The sequence below is a fragment of the Rhodococcus sp. 008 genome, from assembly GCF_001682295.1.
Lineage (GTDB): Bacteria > Actinomycetota > Actinomycetes > Mycobacteriales > Mycobacteriaceae > Rhodococcus_F > Rhodococcus_F qingshengii.
The window spans coordinates 5491925-5507098 of record NZ_CP012749.1 but is presented as its reverse complement, the minus strand read 5'-3'; the positions used below and the strand labels follow the sequence as shown (position 1 = coordinate 5507098).

At 64.0% G+C, this 15174-nt stretch carries 14 protein-coding genes; 8 read left to right on the top strand and 6 right to left on the bottom strand.

The window, feature by feature from the left end; translation table 11 throughout:
- Positions 1-3 precede the first annotated feature (3 nt).
- From AOT96_RS25630 to AOT96_RS25610, 5 genes are all read left to right on the top strand, one after another.
- Entirely contained in the window at positions 4-882 is an 879-nt protein-coding gene (locus tag AOT96_RS25630; protein ID WP_065352472.1) for a 3-methyladenine DNA glycosylase, read from the top strand.
- Between the two features lie 18 nt (positions 883-900).
- Positions 901-2214: a CoA transferase gene (locus AOT96_RS25625; RefSeq protein WP_065352471.1), complete on the top strand. Its 1314-nt coding sequence runs from the start codon at positions 901-903 to the stop codon at positions 2212-2214.
- 31 nt (positions 2215-2245) lie between these two features.
- Positions 2246-2722, top strand: coding sequence for an OsmC family protein (locus tag AOT96_RS25620; protein ID WP_007727816.1), 477 nt, complete (start codon positions 2246-2248; stop codon positions 2720-2722).
- The gene (locus AOT96_RS25615; protein ID WP_065352470.1) at positions 2715-3749 is read left to right on the top strand and encodes a nucleoside hydrolase; all 1035 of its coding nucleotides are present in this window, start codon (positions 2715-2717) and stop codon (positions 3747-3749) included. Before AOT96_RS25620 ends, AOT96_RS25615 begins: the two co-directional genes overlap by 8 nt.
- Positions 3750-3979: 230 nt before the next feature.
- Positions 3980-4927, top strand: a complete 948-nt coding sequence (locus AOT96_RS25610) for a sulfite exporter TauE/SafE family protein (protein WP_007727818.1) — start codon at positions 3980-3982, stop codon at positions 4925-4927.
- 62 nt (positions 4928-4989) lie between these two features.
- Here AOT96_RS25610 and meaB read toward each other — a convergent pair whose 3' ends face one another.
- Genes meaB through mutA form a run of 3 tightly spaced genes read right to left on the bottom strand, consistent with a single transcriptional unit; the run spans position 4990 to position 10144 of the window.
- A complete protein-coding gene (meaB, locus tag AOT96_RS25605; RefSeq protein WP_007727819.1) occupies positions 4990-5982 on the bottom strand; it encodes a methylmalonyl Co-A mutase-associated GTPase MeaB in 993 nt (330 codons plus the stop codon).
- A 17-nt stretch (positions 5983-5999) separates the two neighbouring features.
- The gene (gene scpA, locus AOT96_RS25600) at positions 6000-8252 is read right to left on the bottom strand and encodes a methylmalonyl-CoA mutase (RefSeq protein ID WP_003944912.1); all 2253 of its coding nucleotides are present in this window, start codon (positions 8250-8252) and stop codon (positions 6000-6002) included.
- The gene (gene mutA, locus AOT96_RS25595) at positions 8249-10144 is read right to left on the bottom strand and encodes a methylmalonyl-CoA mutase small subunit (protein WP_030536386.1); all 1896 of its coding nucleotides are present in this window, start codon (positions 10142-10144) and stop codon (positions 8249-8251) included. Before mutA ends, scpA begins: the two co-directional genes overlap by 4 nt.
- Positions 10145-10567: 423 nt before the next feature.
- Here mutA and AOT96_RS25590 point away from each other — a divergent pair, with 423 nt between their 5' ends.
- From AOT96_RS25590 to AOT96_RS25580, 3 genes are read left to right on the top strand one after another with little or no spacing between them, the layout of a single operon-like run.
- Entirely contained in the window at positions 10568-11275 is a 708-nt protein-coding gene (locus AOT96_RS25590; RefSeq protein WP_065352469.1) for a TVP38/TMEM64 family protein, read from the top strand.
- A gap of 31 nt (positions 11276-11306) precedes the next feature.
- The gene (locus AOT96_RS25585) at positions 11307-11903 is read left to right on the top strand and encodes a hypothetical protein (RefSeq protein WP_042449124.1); all 597 of its coding nucleotides are present in this window, start codon (positions 11307-11309) and stop codon (positions 11901-11903) included.
- Between the two features lie 55 nt (positions 11904-11958).
- On the top strand, positions 11959-12492 hold the full coding sequence (locus AOT96_RS25580) for a hypothetical protein (protein WP_003944797.1): 534 nt from the start codon (positions 11959-11961) through the stop codon (positions 12490-12492).
- Between the two features lie 43 nt (positions 12493-12535).
- On the opposite strand, the gene AOT96_RS25575 is transcribed toward AOT96_RS25580, so the two are convergent.
- The 3 genes from AOT96_RS25575 to AOT96_RS25565 are packed head-to-tail and all read right to left on the bottom strand — an operon-like array spanning position 12536 to position 15120.
- Entirely contained in the window at positions 12536-13819 is a 1284-nt protein-coding gene (locus AOT96_RS25575) for an SPFH domain-containing protein (RefSeq protein WP_030536387.1), read from the bottom strand.
- A complete protein-coding gene (locus AOT96_RS25570) occupies positions 13819-14250 on the bottom strand; it encodes an NfeD family protein (RefSeq protein ID WP_003944877.1) in 432 nt (143 codons plus the stop codon). The genes AOT96_RS25575 and AOT96_RS25570 overlap by 1 nt, the downstream gene beginning before the upstream one ends.
- Before the next feature lie 42 nt (positions 14251-14292).
- A complete protein-coding gene (locus AOT96_RS25565; RefSeq protein ID WP_042919794.1) occupies positions 14293-15120 on the bottom strand; it encodes a DUF3097 domain-containing protein in 828 nt (275 codons plus the stop codon).
- Positions 15121-15174: the final 54 nt, after the last annotated feature.

Sequence of the window (15174 nt, the reverse complement as noted above, 5' to 3'; positions counted from 1 at the left end):
TCGATGACACGTTCGGTGCATTCACTCGCACTCGCGCAGAGCGAGTGGACGGCTCGGCGGGCACTTCACCTCGAGGAGGTGGAGAACCTCGTCGAGCCGCACCGAGCGCGTCGTAGCGCCGGTATCTCTCACCCGGTGCACGACTTCCTCTTCACGTACTACAACTTCAAACCCGCTCAACTGCGCCGCTGGCACCCCGGGTACGGAGTCGCGCTCGAGAACGCCGCCGAATACGCAGCCTTCTCCGGCTACCGCGTCGACGATTCGGGTACCGCGACGGTCGAGGCCTCAGTGCTGGAGCGTCGGCGTCACACAGTCGAATTCGTGTGGAATCTGTTGAATCAGACGTCTGCGCGGCCCGCTGTGCTGGGTTGCTTCGGCCTCCACGAATGGGCGATGGTCTATCGCGGGGGCGAGGACGCAATCCGTCACCAGTCGGTGCCGCTGCGACTCGGGTTCGCCGGTACCGACGCGGTCGTCGAATCCCTGCCACTCAAATGCACGCACTACGACGCGTTCCGGTTCTTCACACCGGACGCGGCCCCCAAGAACTCGCTCCCGCTTGCACGCGAAACTCAGATCGATCACGAACAGCCGGGCTGCCTGCACGCCGGTATGGACCTGTACAAGTGGAGCTTCAAATTGTTGCCACTCGTCGATTCCGACCTGGTGATGCGGTGCTTCGAACACGCGCTCCTGGCCCGTGAACTCGACATGCGCGCGAGCCCATACGACCTCGCCGAGTACGGGTACTCCCCCATTCGTATCGAAACTCCCGCGGGCCGCGCCGAATACGTGCGTCAGCAACAACAGTTGGCGGATCGTGCTGCGCCGCTCCGCGATACGCTGGCAGAGAAGTGCCGGGAGCTTCTCGGCCACTGAACTGCCGAAAGGCGTCGCATGGATCACGGGTACGGGTTCTATCTCGACGAATACCAGCGTGACGTCGGGGTGCACAGCGACGACCGACGCGGGCACATCGAATGCCCGGACTCGGCGGGTTTCCTTGCGGCGCACTTGCCGGTGTTCGACCTCGCTGCGGGCTCGGTAGCGGCGTTCGCCTCGGCGATTCATCGGTCAACCGGCCCGGGCGACGGATACTGGACCCTCGATCCCGAGCGCATCGCCGCGTCCTTCTCGAGCGATCGACTGTTCCGGATCGGCGGCGAGCCGATCAACGGGTTCTCCGAGCACTCGGGGTTCTTTGCCGCCCGCGACGGTTGGGTCCGCACGCACGGCAACTATCCGCACCATCGCGACCGCCTGCTCGCCGTCCTGGAGCTCGATCATGGATCACCCAAAGATGCAGTGGCGCAACGTATATCCGAACTCAGCGCCATCGAGATCGAGCAGCAGGCCGCCGAGATCGGAGCCATCGCGGTCCGTGTTCGTACCGAGACCGAGTGGCGCCTGAGTGAGCAGTGCGCAGCTGCGAGGTCTGAGCCTCTGGTATCCATCCGAGTACGCGACGAGGGAAAACCCCGCACGCATCCGACGCGCCCACGTGTTCTCGACCTGACCCGCGTCATCGCCGGTCCGGTCGCGACGCGTGCCCTGGCGTTGGTCGGCGCTGACGTTCTGCGGATCGACCCTCCGGCGATCCCCGAGATCGGATGGCAGCACCTCGACAGTGGACAGGGCAAGCGGTCGGCGCTTCTCGACCTGAAGTCCTCGGCGGGAGCGACAGCGTTCCGAGAACTCCTCGAAACCGCAGACGTACTGGTCACCGGCTACCGGCCGGGTGCACTCGAAGCGCTCATCGGGCAGGATCTTCCCGCCCACCTGATTCACGGGCGCGTCAGCGCATGGGGATGGGAAGGTCCGTGGGCGAATCGCCGCGGCTTCGACAGCATTGTGCAGGCCGCGTCCGGCATTTCGTTCCTCGAGGGCGGTGAGAACCCTGGCGCACTTCCGGCGCAGGCACTCGACCACTCGACCGGATACTTCCTGGCAGCGGGGATCCTCGACGCGTTGACGCTGCGCTCGCAGGACGGCCGTGGCCGCGATGTCGACGTGTCATTGGCCAGCACCGGGTCCCGTCTTCTCGACGCACCCGGCCGAACCGTCCATCCCGGTCTACCGACCGCTCCCGGCCTGAATGTTGTTGTCAACCATGCCGACGTGACCACCGCACGACCCGCGCTGGCAGAGTTCGAGGACTACCCCGAACCAGCCCATCCCTGGGGATCGGATCGCGCGGAGTGGGCACACTGAGGGACCGGCACATTCAGGGCAAGATGGACCTGTGAAGTCACATACCTACACACTCGACCTTCAGTGGACGGGCGATCTGGGAACCGGAACGTCCAGCACGCAGGGATATTCGCGCAATCATGCAATATCCGCGGTCGGAAAGCCGGAACTTCTCGGCAGCTCCGATCCATCGTTCCGCGGTGACGCGCAGCGATGGAACCCCGAGGAACTGCTCGTTGCCTCCCTCGCCCAGTGCCACATGCTCTGGTACCTCGGGCTGGCAGCTGCCGCTGGGGTCGTCGTTCTCGACTACAGCGATCAGCCGGTCGGCAGCATGATCGAGGAATCCGATGGCGGCGGCCAGTTCATCGAAGTGACGTTGAATCCGACGGTGTTGGTCGCGGAGGCGTCGATGGTCGAGAAGGCCCAGGAGCTTCACGGCCCCGCACACACGAAGTGCTTCATCGCTCGGTCGGTGAACTTCCCCGTCCTGCATTCCCCGACGATCCTGGTGGCCACCGATGAGTGACATGCACAAACTCATCGTCGACGTCGACACCGGTATCGACGACTCGTTGGCGCTTCTCTATCTCCTTGCCAGCCCCGAAGCCGAGATACTGGGGATTGCGAGCACCGCCGGCAACGTTCCGGTGGAACAGGTCGCGGCCAACAACTTGAACTGGCTTGCGCTCTGCGGCGCCCCGGACATCGAGGTTGCACTCGGCGCCCGCGAGCCATTGGTCATACCGTTGCGCACCACCGAGGAGACTCACGGTCCGCAAGGAATCGGCCATGCGGTCCTCCCCGATTCGGGTCGCAAGCGCTCGGTCCGAACCGCCACCGACCTCTGGGTGGATCTCGTCCGCGAGTACCCCGGACAACTCACCGGGCTGGTGACGGGGCCGCTCACCAACCTGGCCTTGGCGATCAGACGTGAACCCGATCTGCCGTCTCTGCTGAAGCGACTGGTAGTGATGGGTGGGTCGTTCAACTATCCGGGCAACACGACGCCGACCGCGGAGTGGAACGTCTCGGTCGATCCGCACGCCGCCAAGGAGGTGTTCGACGCGTTCTCCGTCGTACCCGCGCACCGGCGCCCGATCATCTGCGGCCTCAACGTCACCGAATCCATCGAGATGTTCCCCGAACATGTGCGTCGGCTCGCCGAAGCTGCCGGGAGCACCCCGGAAGAGATCATCTCGCCTGACGACGGTCCCGACGTCCGCAGTTCCGCGTCCAACTGCGTGATCAGGCATATGTCCGACGCAATCCGGTTCTACATGGAATTCCATCGTGAATACGACCAGGGATTTCTTGCTCACATGCATGATCCCTTCGCTGCTGCCGTCGCGCTCGATCCGAGCCTGGCGACGCTGAAACCGGCAACGGTAGATGTCGAAACCGAGAGTCCACTGCTGATCGGAACGACGGTTGCGGACTGGGTCGGGCACTGGAAGCGTGAGCCCAACGCGGATATCGCGGTCAGCACCGATCCGGCGGAATTCTTCGATCGACTTGTCCACCGAGTGGGAAATTACGCCCGCGTCGTGGGTTGACCGAGCCGGGCACCGGCTATGCTCGCATGGACAGAACACCAACGAACGAGAACAAAGGACCTGACGTGCAGATTTCCAGCCACGATGCCTCCCCGGCATTTGCGCTCGGATTGATGGCGTTCTGGCCCACTCGTCGTAGCGCATGCTTCGATCAGGCGTGTTGCTGAGCGGCGATTCTCGCTGCCTGCACCCCTGACTTTGTCGCTTCTTCGCTCGGAGTCTGTCTTCTCATGTTCAACCTTCTTTTGTTCACCCTTGTCGGCGTCGGCGCCCAGCTCGTCGACGGCGCCCTCGGTATGGCCTTCGGTGTCACCGCAACCACTCTGTTGATGATCGGTGGCCTCGGTCCGGCTCAGGCCAGCGCCGCTGTTCACCTGGCCGAGGTCGGCACCACCCTCGCTTCGGGTGTGTCGCATTGGAAGTTCAAGAACATCGACTGGAAGCTCGTCGCCAAGCTCGGTGTGCCCGGCGCAGTCGGTGCATTCATCGGCGCAACTGTGCTCTCGGGTCTGTCCACCGAAGCGGCAGTCCCCATCACGGCGACGATCCTGCTGGCCATCGGTATCTATGTGGCACTACGCTTTTCGGTCCGCCCACCGGCCGTCGCGGACGCTCGTACCACCCCGCACACTGCACGTTTCCTGTCCCCACTCGGCCTGTTCGGTGGTTTCATCGATGCATCCGGCGGTGGTGGTTGGGGTCCGATCACCACCAGCACGCTGCTCTCACGAGGAAAGACCGCGCCGCGCACCGTGATCGGCTCGGTCAGCGCCTCGGAGTTTCTGGTCGCGTCAGCCGCGTCGCTGGGATTCCTTGTCGGATTGGGACGTGAGTCGGCGGGAAACCTCCTCGTTGTCGCCGGTCTCGCGCTCGGCGGTGTCATCGCAGCTCCGTTCGCGGCGTGGCTGGTCAGCCGCGTACCTGCAACCTTGCTCGGAACGGCGGTGGGCGGCGTCATCGTGTTGACCAACGCACAGAAGCTGTTCAAATCCTTCGACATCACCGGGGCGGTCACAGTGGCCGGTTACCTGACCATTCTCGGCGCGTGGGCAGCGCTGCTGTTCTACGCGTGGAAGCGGTCCACTCTCACCCCGGCCGAGGCAGAAGGCGATTTCACGGGAGTCGAACTCGCTGTCGAGACCGAACTCACCGAGCCTGCAGTCAAACGCGAACGATAGCTCGTCACAGAAGAAATCCCGGGTATCCGCGCTCGGATACCCGGGATTTTGTTCTTTCCGCGCTAGTTGCTTCCGTCGAACGCGTCGAGAATTCGCCCCGCCGCCAACGCTGCCGTCAGCGAACCGTCACGCACGCTCTGCTCGACGTCGGCCCGGATCGCACGCACCCGATCGTTGCTCGAGAGCCTGCGTAGCAGCTGATCGTTGACCATCGTCCAGGTCCAATCGACCTGTTGCTTGCGACGCTTCTCCTCGAACTGTCCCGCTTCGGTGAGCACCTCACGGTGTTTGGTGACAGTTCCCCAGAACTCGTCCAGCCCGACACCTTCGAGACCGCTCATCGTGATGACGGGCGGCTTCCAGATGGCGTCGTGCGGGTAGATCAGGCGAAGCGCACCCGCCAATTCACGGGCAGCGCCCTTTGCCTCGCGCTCATGCTTGCCATCGGCCTTGTTGACCGCCACCAGATCTGCGAGCTCGAGGACACCCTTCTTGATGCCCTGGAGCTGATCACCGGTACGAGCGAGGGTCAGGAACGTGAAGCAGTCCACCATGTTGGCAACAGTGACTTCGGACTGGCCGACACCCACCGTTTCCACCAGGATGACGTCGAAACCGGCAGCTTCGAGAAGCACGATGGTCTCGCGGGTTGCCTTGGCAACACCACCGAGCGTGCCGGACGTCGGTGACGGCCGGATGTACGCATTCGGTTCGACGGTGAGCCGAGCCATGCGTGTCTTGTCGCCGAGAATCGAGCCGCCGGTGCGGGTGGACGACGGATCGACCGCCAACACCGCAACCCGATGTCCCTTGCTCAGCAAGTACATTCCGAGCGCGTCGATGAAGGTCGACTTGCCGACGCCGGGAACTCCGGTGATGCCGATCCGGTGCGCTCCCCCGGCCTCCGGCAGCAACTTCAGTAGAAGTTGCTGCGCGAGGGCCCGGTGGTCGTCGCGAGTGGACTCGACGAGGGTGATCGCCCGAGCGAGGCCGGCACGCTGATTTCCGCGCACCGCCTCGGCGAGGGAATCAATGTCGATGGGCTGACGTGCCATCTTCAGTGACCCCCTTCTCAGCTGTTGTCGTGACCCAGTTGGGCGGAGAGCTTCTCCAACAATCCGCTGGCAGCGTCGGCGATGACGGTGCCGGGCGGGAAGATGGCAGCAGCGCCGGCCTCGTAAAGTTCGTCGAAGTCACCGGGCGGAATGACGCCGCCGACGACGATCATGATGTCGGGACGACCGGCCGCAGCCAAAGCCTCCCGCAGCGCCGGCACCAAGGTGAGGTGACCGGCTGCCAACGACGACACACCGACTACGTGGACGTCGTTGTCGGCCGCCTGATTCGCGACCTCTTCGGGGGTCTGGAACAGCGGTCCGACGTCGACGTCGAATCCGATGTCCGCGAAGGCGGTGGAGATGACCTTCTGGCCACGGTCGTGACCGTCCTGGCCCATCTTCGCGACGAGGATGCGGGGACGACGTCCCTCGTCCTCGGCGAACTTCTCGACCAGTTCCATCGCCTTGCTGATGTTGCTCACCGTTCCTGCCTCGTCGCGGTACACACCACTGATGGTGCGGATCTCGGCCTGGTGGCGTCCGTACACCTTTTCGAGGGCGTCGGAAATCTCGCCGACGGTAGCCATCGCGCGGGCGGCGACGACAGCGAGGGCGAGGAGGTTGTTCTCCATGCCGCCTTCGGTGGATGCGGCAGCGCGAGTGAGGTTCGCCAGTGCGGCCTCGACGGCTTCCGGATCACGTTCCGCGCGAAGGCGAACCAACTTCTCGAGCTGTTCCTTGCGGACCTTGGAGTTCTCGACCTTGAGAACTTCGATGGTGTCGACCTCGTCGGGAACGTACTTGTTGACGCCGACGAGCGGCTGCCGACCGGAGTCGATGCGTGCCTGGGTGCGGGCGGCAGCTTCCTCGATGCGCAGCTTCGGGATGCCTTCGTTGATGGCCTGAGCCATTCCGCCGGCTTCCTCGACCTCTTCGATGTGCTTACGAGCCCGGTTGGCGAGTTCGTTGGTGAGCCACTCGACGTAGTACGAGCCGCCCCACGGGTCGATGGGACGCACTGTGCCGGATTCCTGCTGCAGCAGCAACTGGGTGTTACGGGCGATGCGGGCGGAGAAGTCCGTCGGCAATGCGATCGCTTCGTCGAGTGCGTTGGTGTGCAAGGACTGGGTGTGGCCCTGGGTGGCAGCCATGGCTTCGACGCAGGTACGCGGCACGTTGTTGAAGACGTCCTGCGCGGTCAGGGACCAGCCGGAGGTCTGCGAGTGGGTACGCAGCGAGAGCGACTTCGCGCTCTTGGGGTCGAACTTGGCGACAAGCTCGGCCCACAGGAGGCGTCCGGCGCGGAGCTTGGCGACCTCCATGAAGAAGTTCATGCCGATGGCCCAGAAGAAGGACAGGCGAGGTGCGAACTTGTCGATGTCCATACCGGCGTCGAGGCCGGCGCGGATGTACTCGACGCCGTCGGCGAGGGTGTACGCCAGTTCCAGATCGGCCGTCGCTCCGGCTTCCTGGATGTGGTAGCCCGAGATCGAGATGGAGTTGTACTTCGGCATTTCCGCGCTGGAGTACGCGAAGATGTCCGAGATGATCCGCATCGAGGGCTTCGGCGGATAGATGTAGGTGTTACGAACCATGAACTCTTTGAGGATGTCGTTCTGGATCGTTCCGGCCAGCTTGTCCGGAGTGACACCTTGCTCGCCTGCCGCAGCGACGTACAGCGCGAGAATCGGCAGCACGGCGCCGTTCATCGTCATCGAGACCGACACCTGCGAGAGGTCGATTCCGTCGAAGAGCTGACGCATGTCGAGGATGGAATCGATTGCGACACCGGCCATTCCGACGTCACCGGCAACGCGAGGATGATCGGAGTCGTAGCCGCGGTGTGTAGCGAGGTCGAAGGCGACCGAGAGGCCCTTCTGACCGGCCGCGAGGTTACGACGGTAGAACGCATTCGACTCCGCGGCAGTGGAGAATCCGGCGTACTGGCGAATGGTCCACGGCTGGTTCACGTACATGGTCGGGTACGGACCACGCAGGAACGGCGCTGCGCCCGGGAAGCTGTCGAGCGGGTAACCCGACTCGGCGGCGGCCGTGCGGTCCGCACCGGTGTACACCGGCTTGACGTCGATGCCTTCCGGGGTGGACCAGACAACCTGCTCGGCGGCGTAGTTGTTGGCGTTGGCGCCCTCTTCGATGAGCGCCTGGGCCTGCTCGACCGACGGCGGTGTGGGTGCCGGAGACTGCGGGTCCTCGAGTGGGACCTCGGCGAAACTGCCGATCACGTGCTTGACCTCTCGTGTCGTCACTTGGAGCTTCCCGTCTCGATGAAGTCGAGCAGTTCGGTCAGAGCCGACACTGCGTCGATGCGGGCGGTGAGGAATCCGTCCGGGCGAGAATCGCCGGTCGCGTCGGCGACTGCCTTCTCCGGTCCTGCGAGCAGCACCTTGGTGATGCCGGCGGCGCGAAGTTCGGCGACGGCCGCGGCGGCGCTCTCGCCGTAACGCTTGTCCGTGCCGCACAGCACGGCGACGGTGGCACCGGAAGCCTTGACTGCAGCGGAGATGGCCTCGGCGCCCACCTCGAGCGGGCCGGGGTTGACTGCATCGATACCACCCGAAGCGAGCAGGTTGGACGCAAACGTGGTGCGCACGTTGTGTTCTGCAACCGAGCCCAGCGGCGCGAGAAGCGCAGTGGGACGGGCGCCGCCGGCGGCGAGGAACGCGTCCGAACGGTCACGAAGCGCTTCGAATGCAGCTGCGTAGCGGGCGACGGACTGGCCGGGCTCGACGGCTTCGGCGGACAGCGGCGTTTCGCCGAGGTTCGGGAACTCGTTGACACCGGTGACCGTGGTCTTGCGGTGTGCGATGTCGGAGTCGCGCTTGGCCTTGGTAGCGGCGATGCGACCGGAGACGATTCCCGCTTCGAGTGCCGCCAGATATCCGCCGGCTGCTTCGATTTCCTGGAAGAACTCCCACGCGGTGGCGGCGATCTGCTGTGTCAGGTCCTCGACGTACCAAGACCCGGCCGACGGATCGAGGACACGGCCCAGGTGCGACTCCTCGAGCAGGAGCAGCTGTGTGTTGCGCGCGATGCGCGAGGAGAAGGACTTGCTGACACCGAGGGTGCCGTCGGCCAGGGCGACGTCGAACGGAAGAACAGTCACCGCGTCTGCTCCGCCGACGCCGGCGCCGAATGCAGCGAGGGTCGTGCGCAGCATGTTCACCCAGGGATCACGCTGAGCCATCATCGCGGCGGAGGTGACTGCGTGCTGCGGCGCTCCACCGAAATCGGAAGCTCCGCAGACCTGGGCGATGCGTGCCCATACGAGACGTGCGGCGCGGAACTTCGCGATGGTCTGGAACTGATCGTCGGTTGCCGCGTAGCGGAAAGCCAACTGCGACAACGCAGCACCGATGGTCAGGCCGCTCTGGGCGGTGAGTGCACGGAGGTACTCGAGGCCGGCGGCGATTGCGGCTCCGAGTTCTTCGGCGTCGCCGGCACCCGCGTTGTGAAAGGCCGTGCCGTCCACGGTGATCGCGTGCACGGTTTCCGCACGAGCGGCGGCGAGGGCGGCCAACTCGACTGCGCCTGCAAATTCGACGTCGGCTGCGCCGGAGAACGAACTGGTCAGCGGTGCTGCACCGAGGTGAACTCGGATACTGCTGCGATCGCTGACACCGTCGCCGGCTTCGCTGCGTGCATCGAGGAGTGAGAAGAGTGCTCGGGCTGCATCGTTTGTCGCTGCGCCTGCATCGAGCGTGAGCGGTGCGAGGTCGAGAAGCACGCCCTCGAGCGCAGCGGCGAGGTCGGTGACCGGAACGCCGTCGGCGCCCACCTTCAACCAGAGTGCGCTGACTCCGTTTTCGAGGGCGTCCAGGATGGCGCGATTGGTCTCGGCCGCCGAGGCGGTTCCGAATGCAGCGGAAACCAACCAACCGGCATTGACATCACGGTGAGCGTCGACGCCACGCACGTACGGAAACGTGCCCGGCAAGCTCTGCTCGGGACGCTCGTCGCGTGGGCTGTAGAGCGGTGCGACAGTGACACCGTCGTAGGTGACGGTTTCGAGCAGTTTCTGTGGCTCGGGGCCCAGTTCTGCCGCATCGACTCTGCGGGACTTGGCGAGCACACCGGCTACGGAGCGCTGCCACTCCGCGTACGCCTGCTCGACAGCCTCGGCTTCTGAAGCTAATGACACTGTGTCCGCTCCCTCTCATTTTTTGCGTGAGCGCTTTACCGATAATCGGATTTGTTCGTTAGTTCTGTGATGCTAACCCGCGGTTGAGCCCAGATATCGTGAGGATCACGTCATGTTCTTCACAGGGCTGTTCGTGGCCACTTTCCGACCGGCCGGGCGACGTGCGGATTCGGTCGTTCGTGCACGTGTAACCGGCCCTTACCTAGCGATTGTTCAGCATGTTTGCGGGTTACCCGCGAGTTCGTTTCACTGGCCGGGACTGCAGGTGAAGGCCACTCCGAAAGCCTAGTGGTTTTCGTCACAGCGCCGTTTCATTGTCGCCTGGAGCACGCCGCTTTCCCGCCCCCGTGGCGATGTTCGACTCACGATTGCGGGTCGGCAGTCGGCCCGGTTCACCGTTCGCAGGTAGCCTTGTGACCTGTGATGGGACGCCTGCTGGACCGAAGATTGATCGCAATAGTCCTGGTAGTGCTCGCTTTGTTCCTCGCAGCCCTCCTCGCCCCACATCCCACGGTGGCCCAGGTGCGAGAGTGGGCGGACTCGGTTGGCCCGGCGTTTCCCCTCGTGTTCTTCCTGGTTCATTCGATAGTCACCGTCGCGCCGTTCCCGCGCACCGTCTTCACGCTCAGCGCGGGGGTTCTTTTCGGCTCGGTGACCGGCATCGCTCTTACCGTGGCGGCAACGACTGTGAGCGCCGTTCTGGCCCTCTACCTGGTCCGCGCCATCGGCCGCGACGTCGTGTGGCAACGGATTTCGAGTCCGACGATCCGGCGGGTGGACGAGCGGATCGAAAAGCGGGGGTGGCTGGCCGTCGGCTCTCTGCGCTTGATCGCGTTTGTCCCCTTCTCGGTGGTGAACTACTGCTGCGGCATTTCGTCGATCCGGATCGTGCCCTACATCCTTGCCACCGTCGTCGGCATCTTGCCCGGCACTGTTGGGATTGTCGTTCTGGGCGATGCGCTCTCCGGCGAAGCCGATCCTCGTCTCCTGATTCTGTCCGGGATCTGCATTGCGATCGGCATCGCCGGTCTGGTGTTCGACGCTCGCCGTCAGCCTTCACCGGGCGAAACCATCGTTGACAACGGTCAACCCCAAGAGGTTGATTTGATTGAGTCAACCCAAAACGATTGACTATTGAAAGTCAACTATCTAGCATTGACTAATGTTTGTACTGACGGTGGATCAGCGAGGTAGCCGACGGGATGTCGACCGCGTCGGGGACATCATCGACGACATGGCCGATTGCAGGCTCCTGCGGCCGTTCGAGCGCACAGCGGGCGACGAGATTCAAGCGGTGACCGACGATCCGGCGCTACTCGTCCTCGTCGCACTCGAGCTGATTCGGCGCGAGCACTGGAGTGTCGGGATCGGGATCGGTCCCGTCGAGCAGCCTCTCCCACGGCAGACCCGGGCCGGACGCGGACCGGCATTCGAAGCTGCTCGGATCGCCGTCGAGCGAGCCAAGCGAGCTCCGGCCAGAATTGCCGTCGAACAGGCGCCGGCGGATAGCTCACGCGACGAACTCGCCGCAGATGTCGATGCCGCGTTCACCTTGCTCGGAACGATCGTCACGAGACAGACGAAGGACGGACGCGAAGCCATCGCCCTGATGGACAGCGGACTCACTCAGGTCAGCGCAGCGGCCCACCTCGGAATCACCAAACAGGCCATGTCCAAGCGACTCCTGACAGCCGGGTGGCACGCAGAACTCGCCGGGCGCAGACTCGCAGAACGACTTTTGGTCAGACTCCAGCCCTAGACTGCTCACGCTCGCACCGGTACAAACTCGTCGACACAGCAGGGGGCTCGAATACATGGTCGTTCTGGCGTTGATCGCGCTCGCCGTCGCCGCCGCGGCACCAGCAGTTGCAGCGGCACTGGGACCGCTCAGTCGTGGTCGACTCGAAGTCCCCGAATGGGCGTCGTCCGTGGTGGCTCTTCCGGCGCTGGGTGTTGCCGCACTGGCATCGACCCGAACGACCCCGGTCACCGGTTTCGCTCTCGGGGCGACGCTTGTCCTGTGCGTACTTGCCGCCGCCACGGCCGGTGCACCGTTGGTACTTGCCACCTTCAAGATCGCTCGTCGCCAACCGGACGGGAGCCCGGCCCCGGACGCCGGACCTCTTCGCGGCGGACGTGTGATCGGCATCCTCGAACGGCTCGCGGTGGCGGCGTCGATTCTTGCAACCTGGCCGGAGGGGATCGCGATCGTCTTGGCAGTCAAGGGGCTCGCACGGTACCCGGAACTTCGCGAACCTCATGCGTCCGAGCAGTTCATCATGGGAACCTTCGTCAGTGTCCTCTGGGCGATCGCCGTATGCGGAACGGGACGGGCACTCATCACGTAGGTGATGAGTGCCCGTCCCGATCAACGTTCGCTACGAGAGGCGTCTACTGGCGCTGGCCACCCTCGGGCGGCTGCCCCTGGTACGGGTACTTCTGCTGGAAATCTTCACGCTCGGGCGGCAGCGGCAACTGACCCGGCCAAGGATTTTCGCCCTGCTGTGGCAACGCGGGATCTACGAATCCAGGCTGCTCGGGCGCACTCTCACGGCGGTGCCTGACCGCAGCTGCCGGGTCTTCGACCGGTGTGCGTGCAGCAACTTCAGCAGCGCGCACTGCTTCCGCGATAGCCGGATCGGATTTGGTCTCGAACCACTCCGCCACCTCGGCTGAATCGTCCTCAGGATTGGGAAGATTCTCTTCGGCGGCCGGCGGCTCGTACCGGAAGACGCCATCCTGCCCTTGCGCGCCAAGCGTTTTGGCAAATCCCTTCAGCGCGTCACCGAAGTCGCTGGGTACGAGCCACACCTTGTTCGCATCGCCTTGCGCCATCTGCGGCAACGTCTGAAGATACTGGTATGCAAGCAATTCCGGAGTCGGCTTACCGGACTTGATAGCAGCAAAAACCTTCTCGATGGCCTTGGCCTCGCCTTGAGCCTGCAAGTACTTGGCCGCGCGGTCACCTTGAGCACGAAGGATCTGGGACTGACGCTCACCCTCGGCGTTGAGGATCGAGGCCTGCTTGTTTCCCTCGGCAGAAAGAATCTGGCTCTGCTTGGCACCCTCGGCGGTCTTGATAGCGGATTCGCGGTGACCTTCAGCCGTCAGAATCATCGCGCGCTTCTCGCGGTCCGCCTTCATCTGCTTTTCCATCGACTCCTGGATCGAGGGCGGCGGATCGATGCTCTTGAGCTCGACGCGGGCCACTCGCAGGCCCCAGCGACCGGTCGCCTCGTCGAGGACACCACGAAGCTGACCGTTGATGGAATCACGCGAGGTAAGCGTCTCTTCGAGGGTCATTCCGCCGACGACGTTTCGCAGCGTGGTGGTCGCCAACTGCTCGACGGCAGCGATGTAGTTGCTGATCTCGTACACCGCAGCTTGCGGATTGGTGACCTGGAAGTACACCACCGTGTCGATGGACAGTGTCAGGTTGTCCTGGGTGATCACCGGCTGCGGTGGGAAGGAGACCACACGCTCACGAAGATCCACCTTGGCGCGCACACGATCGGCGAACGGGATCAAGAACGTGAGCTGCCCGGACACCGTCTTCGAATACCTACCGAGCCGCTCGATCACCGCGGCTTCTGCCTGCGGTACCAGTGCTACCGACTTCGCGACCACCAAGATCACGAATAGCACCAACACACCGAGCACTATGAGTGCTGCCATTAAGGTCCCCTCCAGACGACTGCTGTTGCGCCGTTGATTTCCATCACCGTCACCTTGGTGCCCGGCGGGTACACCTCGGTGGTGTCGTACGGCCTGGCAGTCCACACCTCGCCGTCCAACTTGACCTGCCCGGAATGCTCGCCCACTTCTTCCAGAACCAGAGCGTGCTTACCTTCGAGTGCCTGTATTCCGGTCGGGGTCGGCGGCGGACTACCGAAGCGACGCAACATGATCGGTCGCACGCCCAGGACGAGGGCGGCGGAGAACACTCCGAACATGACGGCGTCGACCCACACCGGGAAGTCGGTGACAGCACTGACACCGGCAGTAGCGAGCGCCCCACCGGCGAGCATCAGCAGGAAGAAATCCCCCACCAGCGCTTCGGCCCCGGCGAGCACCAGTGCTCCGATCAGCCAAATAAGTGCAGCCACAACACCATCTAACCAGAATGTGTGACCCAGGCCGCCGCTACGTCAGTTCGGCTCGGTAACGAAATCGACAAGTTGTTCGACTGCACCGATCAAAGGAGCTTCCAGATCGCGGAAGCTCTCGACCGAGTTGTAGACCCGCCGCCAGCCCTCCTGAGGTGTCCCCCAGCCCAGTTCGCGGCAGATTCCCGTCTTCCAATCCTCGCCGCGTGGAATCTTCGGCCAGGAGGCGATTCCGACAGATTTGGGACGAACGGCCTCCCACACGTCGATGTACGGGTGCCCGGTCACCAACACGTCCGGGCCGAGGCCCTGAGTCAGTTGGGTTTCCTTGGAACCGGTGACCAGGTGGTCGACCAGGACCCCGACGCGGCGGCCGGGACCAGGCCCGAATTCGGCAAGCCGCTCCCCCAGATTGTCGAGTCCTTCGAGATGTTCGACGACAACACCTTCGACGCGAAGATCGTGACCCCACACCCGCTCGACGAGGGCAGCATCGTGTACTCCCTCCACCCAGATCCGGCTGGGCAGTGCCGTGCGGGCGCGTAAGCCTTCGACTCGCGTCGAACCCGAAGCCGACCGTGCGGGTTTGGTGGACACGGGCTTGGGGGCCGGGCGTACGAGGGTGACCGGTGCGCCGTCGATGAGGAAGGCCGCCTCGCGCATCGCGAACAACCGCGTTCGGGAACGACCGTCCTCGAGCCGCACGAAATCGCCGTCGTACGTGCGCTCGAAACCGACTACCGCACCGCAGAATCCCGTCGCCGCATCCTCGACGACAAGATCACGCTCGGCCGCCACTTCAGGCGTCACGCGCTTCTGTTTGCGGGTATGACCCGCAAAAATGTCACCGTATCCGTTGCCACCGCTCACGCCGGATCACGCTAGGTCACAACGCCGGGGCCGCGCATGTCGCCACGCCGAACT

Coding starts and splice junctions, on each gene's coding strand:
- AOT96_RS25630 (WP_065352472.1), top strand. CDS start 4: ATGACACGTTCGGTGCATTCACTCGCACTCGCGCAGAGCGAGTGGACG.
- AOT96_RS25625 (WP_065352471.1), top strand. CDS start 901: ATGGATCACGGGTACGGGTTCTATCTCGACGAATACCAGCGTGACGTC.
- AOT96_RS25615 (WP_065352470.1), top strand. CDS start 2,715: ATGAGTGACATGCACAAACTCATCGTCGACGTCGACACCGGTATCGAC.
- AOT96_RS25610 (WP_007727818.1), top strand. CDS start 3,980: ATGTTCAACCTTCTTTTGTTCACCCTTGTCGGCGTCGGCGCCCAGCTC.
- meaB (WP_007727819.1), bottom strand. CDS start 5,982: ATGGCACGTCAGCCCATCGACATTGATTCCCTCGCCGAGGCGGTGCGC.
- AOT96_RS25590 (WP_065352469.1), top strand. CDS start 10,568: ATGGGACGCCTGCTGGACCGAAGATTGATCGCAATAGTCCTGGTAGTG.
- AOT96_RS25585 (WP_042449124.1), top strand. CDS start 11,307: ATGTTTGTACTGACGGTGGATCAGCGAGGTAGCCGACGGGATGTCGAC.
- AOT96_RS25580 (WP_003944797.1), top strand. CDS start 11,959: ATGGTCGTTCTGGCGTTGATCGCGCTCGCCGTCGCCGCCGCGGCACCA.
- AOT96_RS25575 (WP_030536387.1), bottom strand. CDS start 13,819: ATGGCAGCACTCATAGTGCTCGGTGTGTTGGTGCTATTCGTGATCTTG.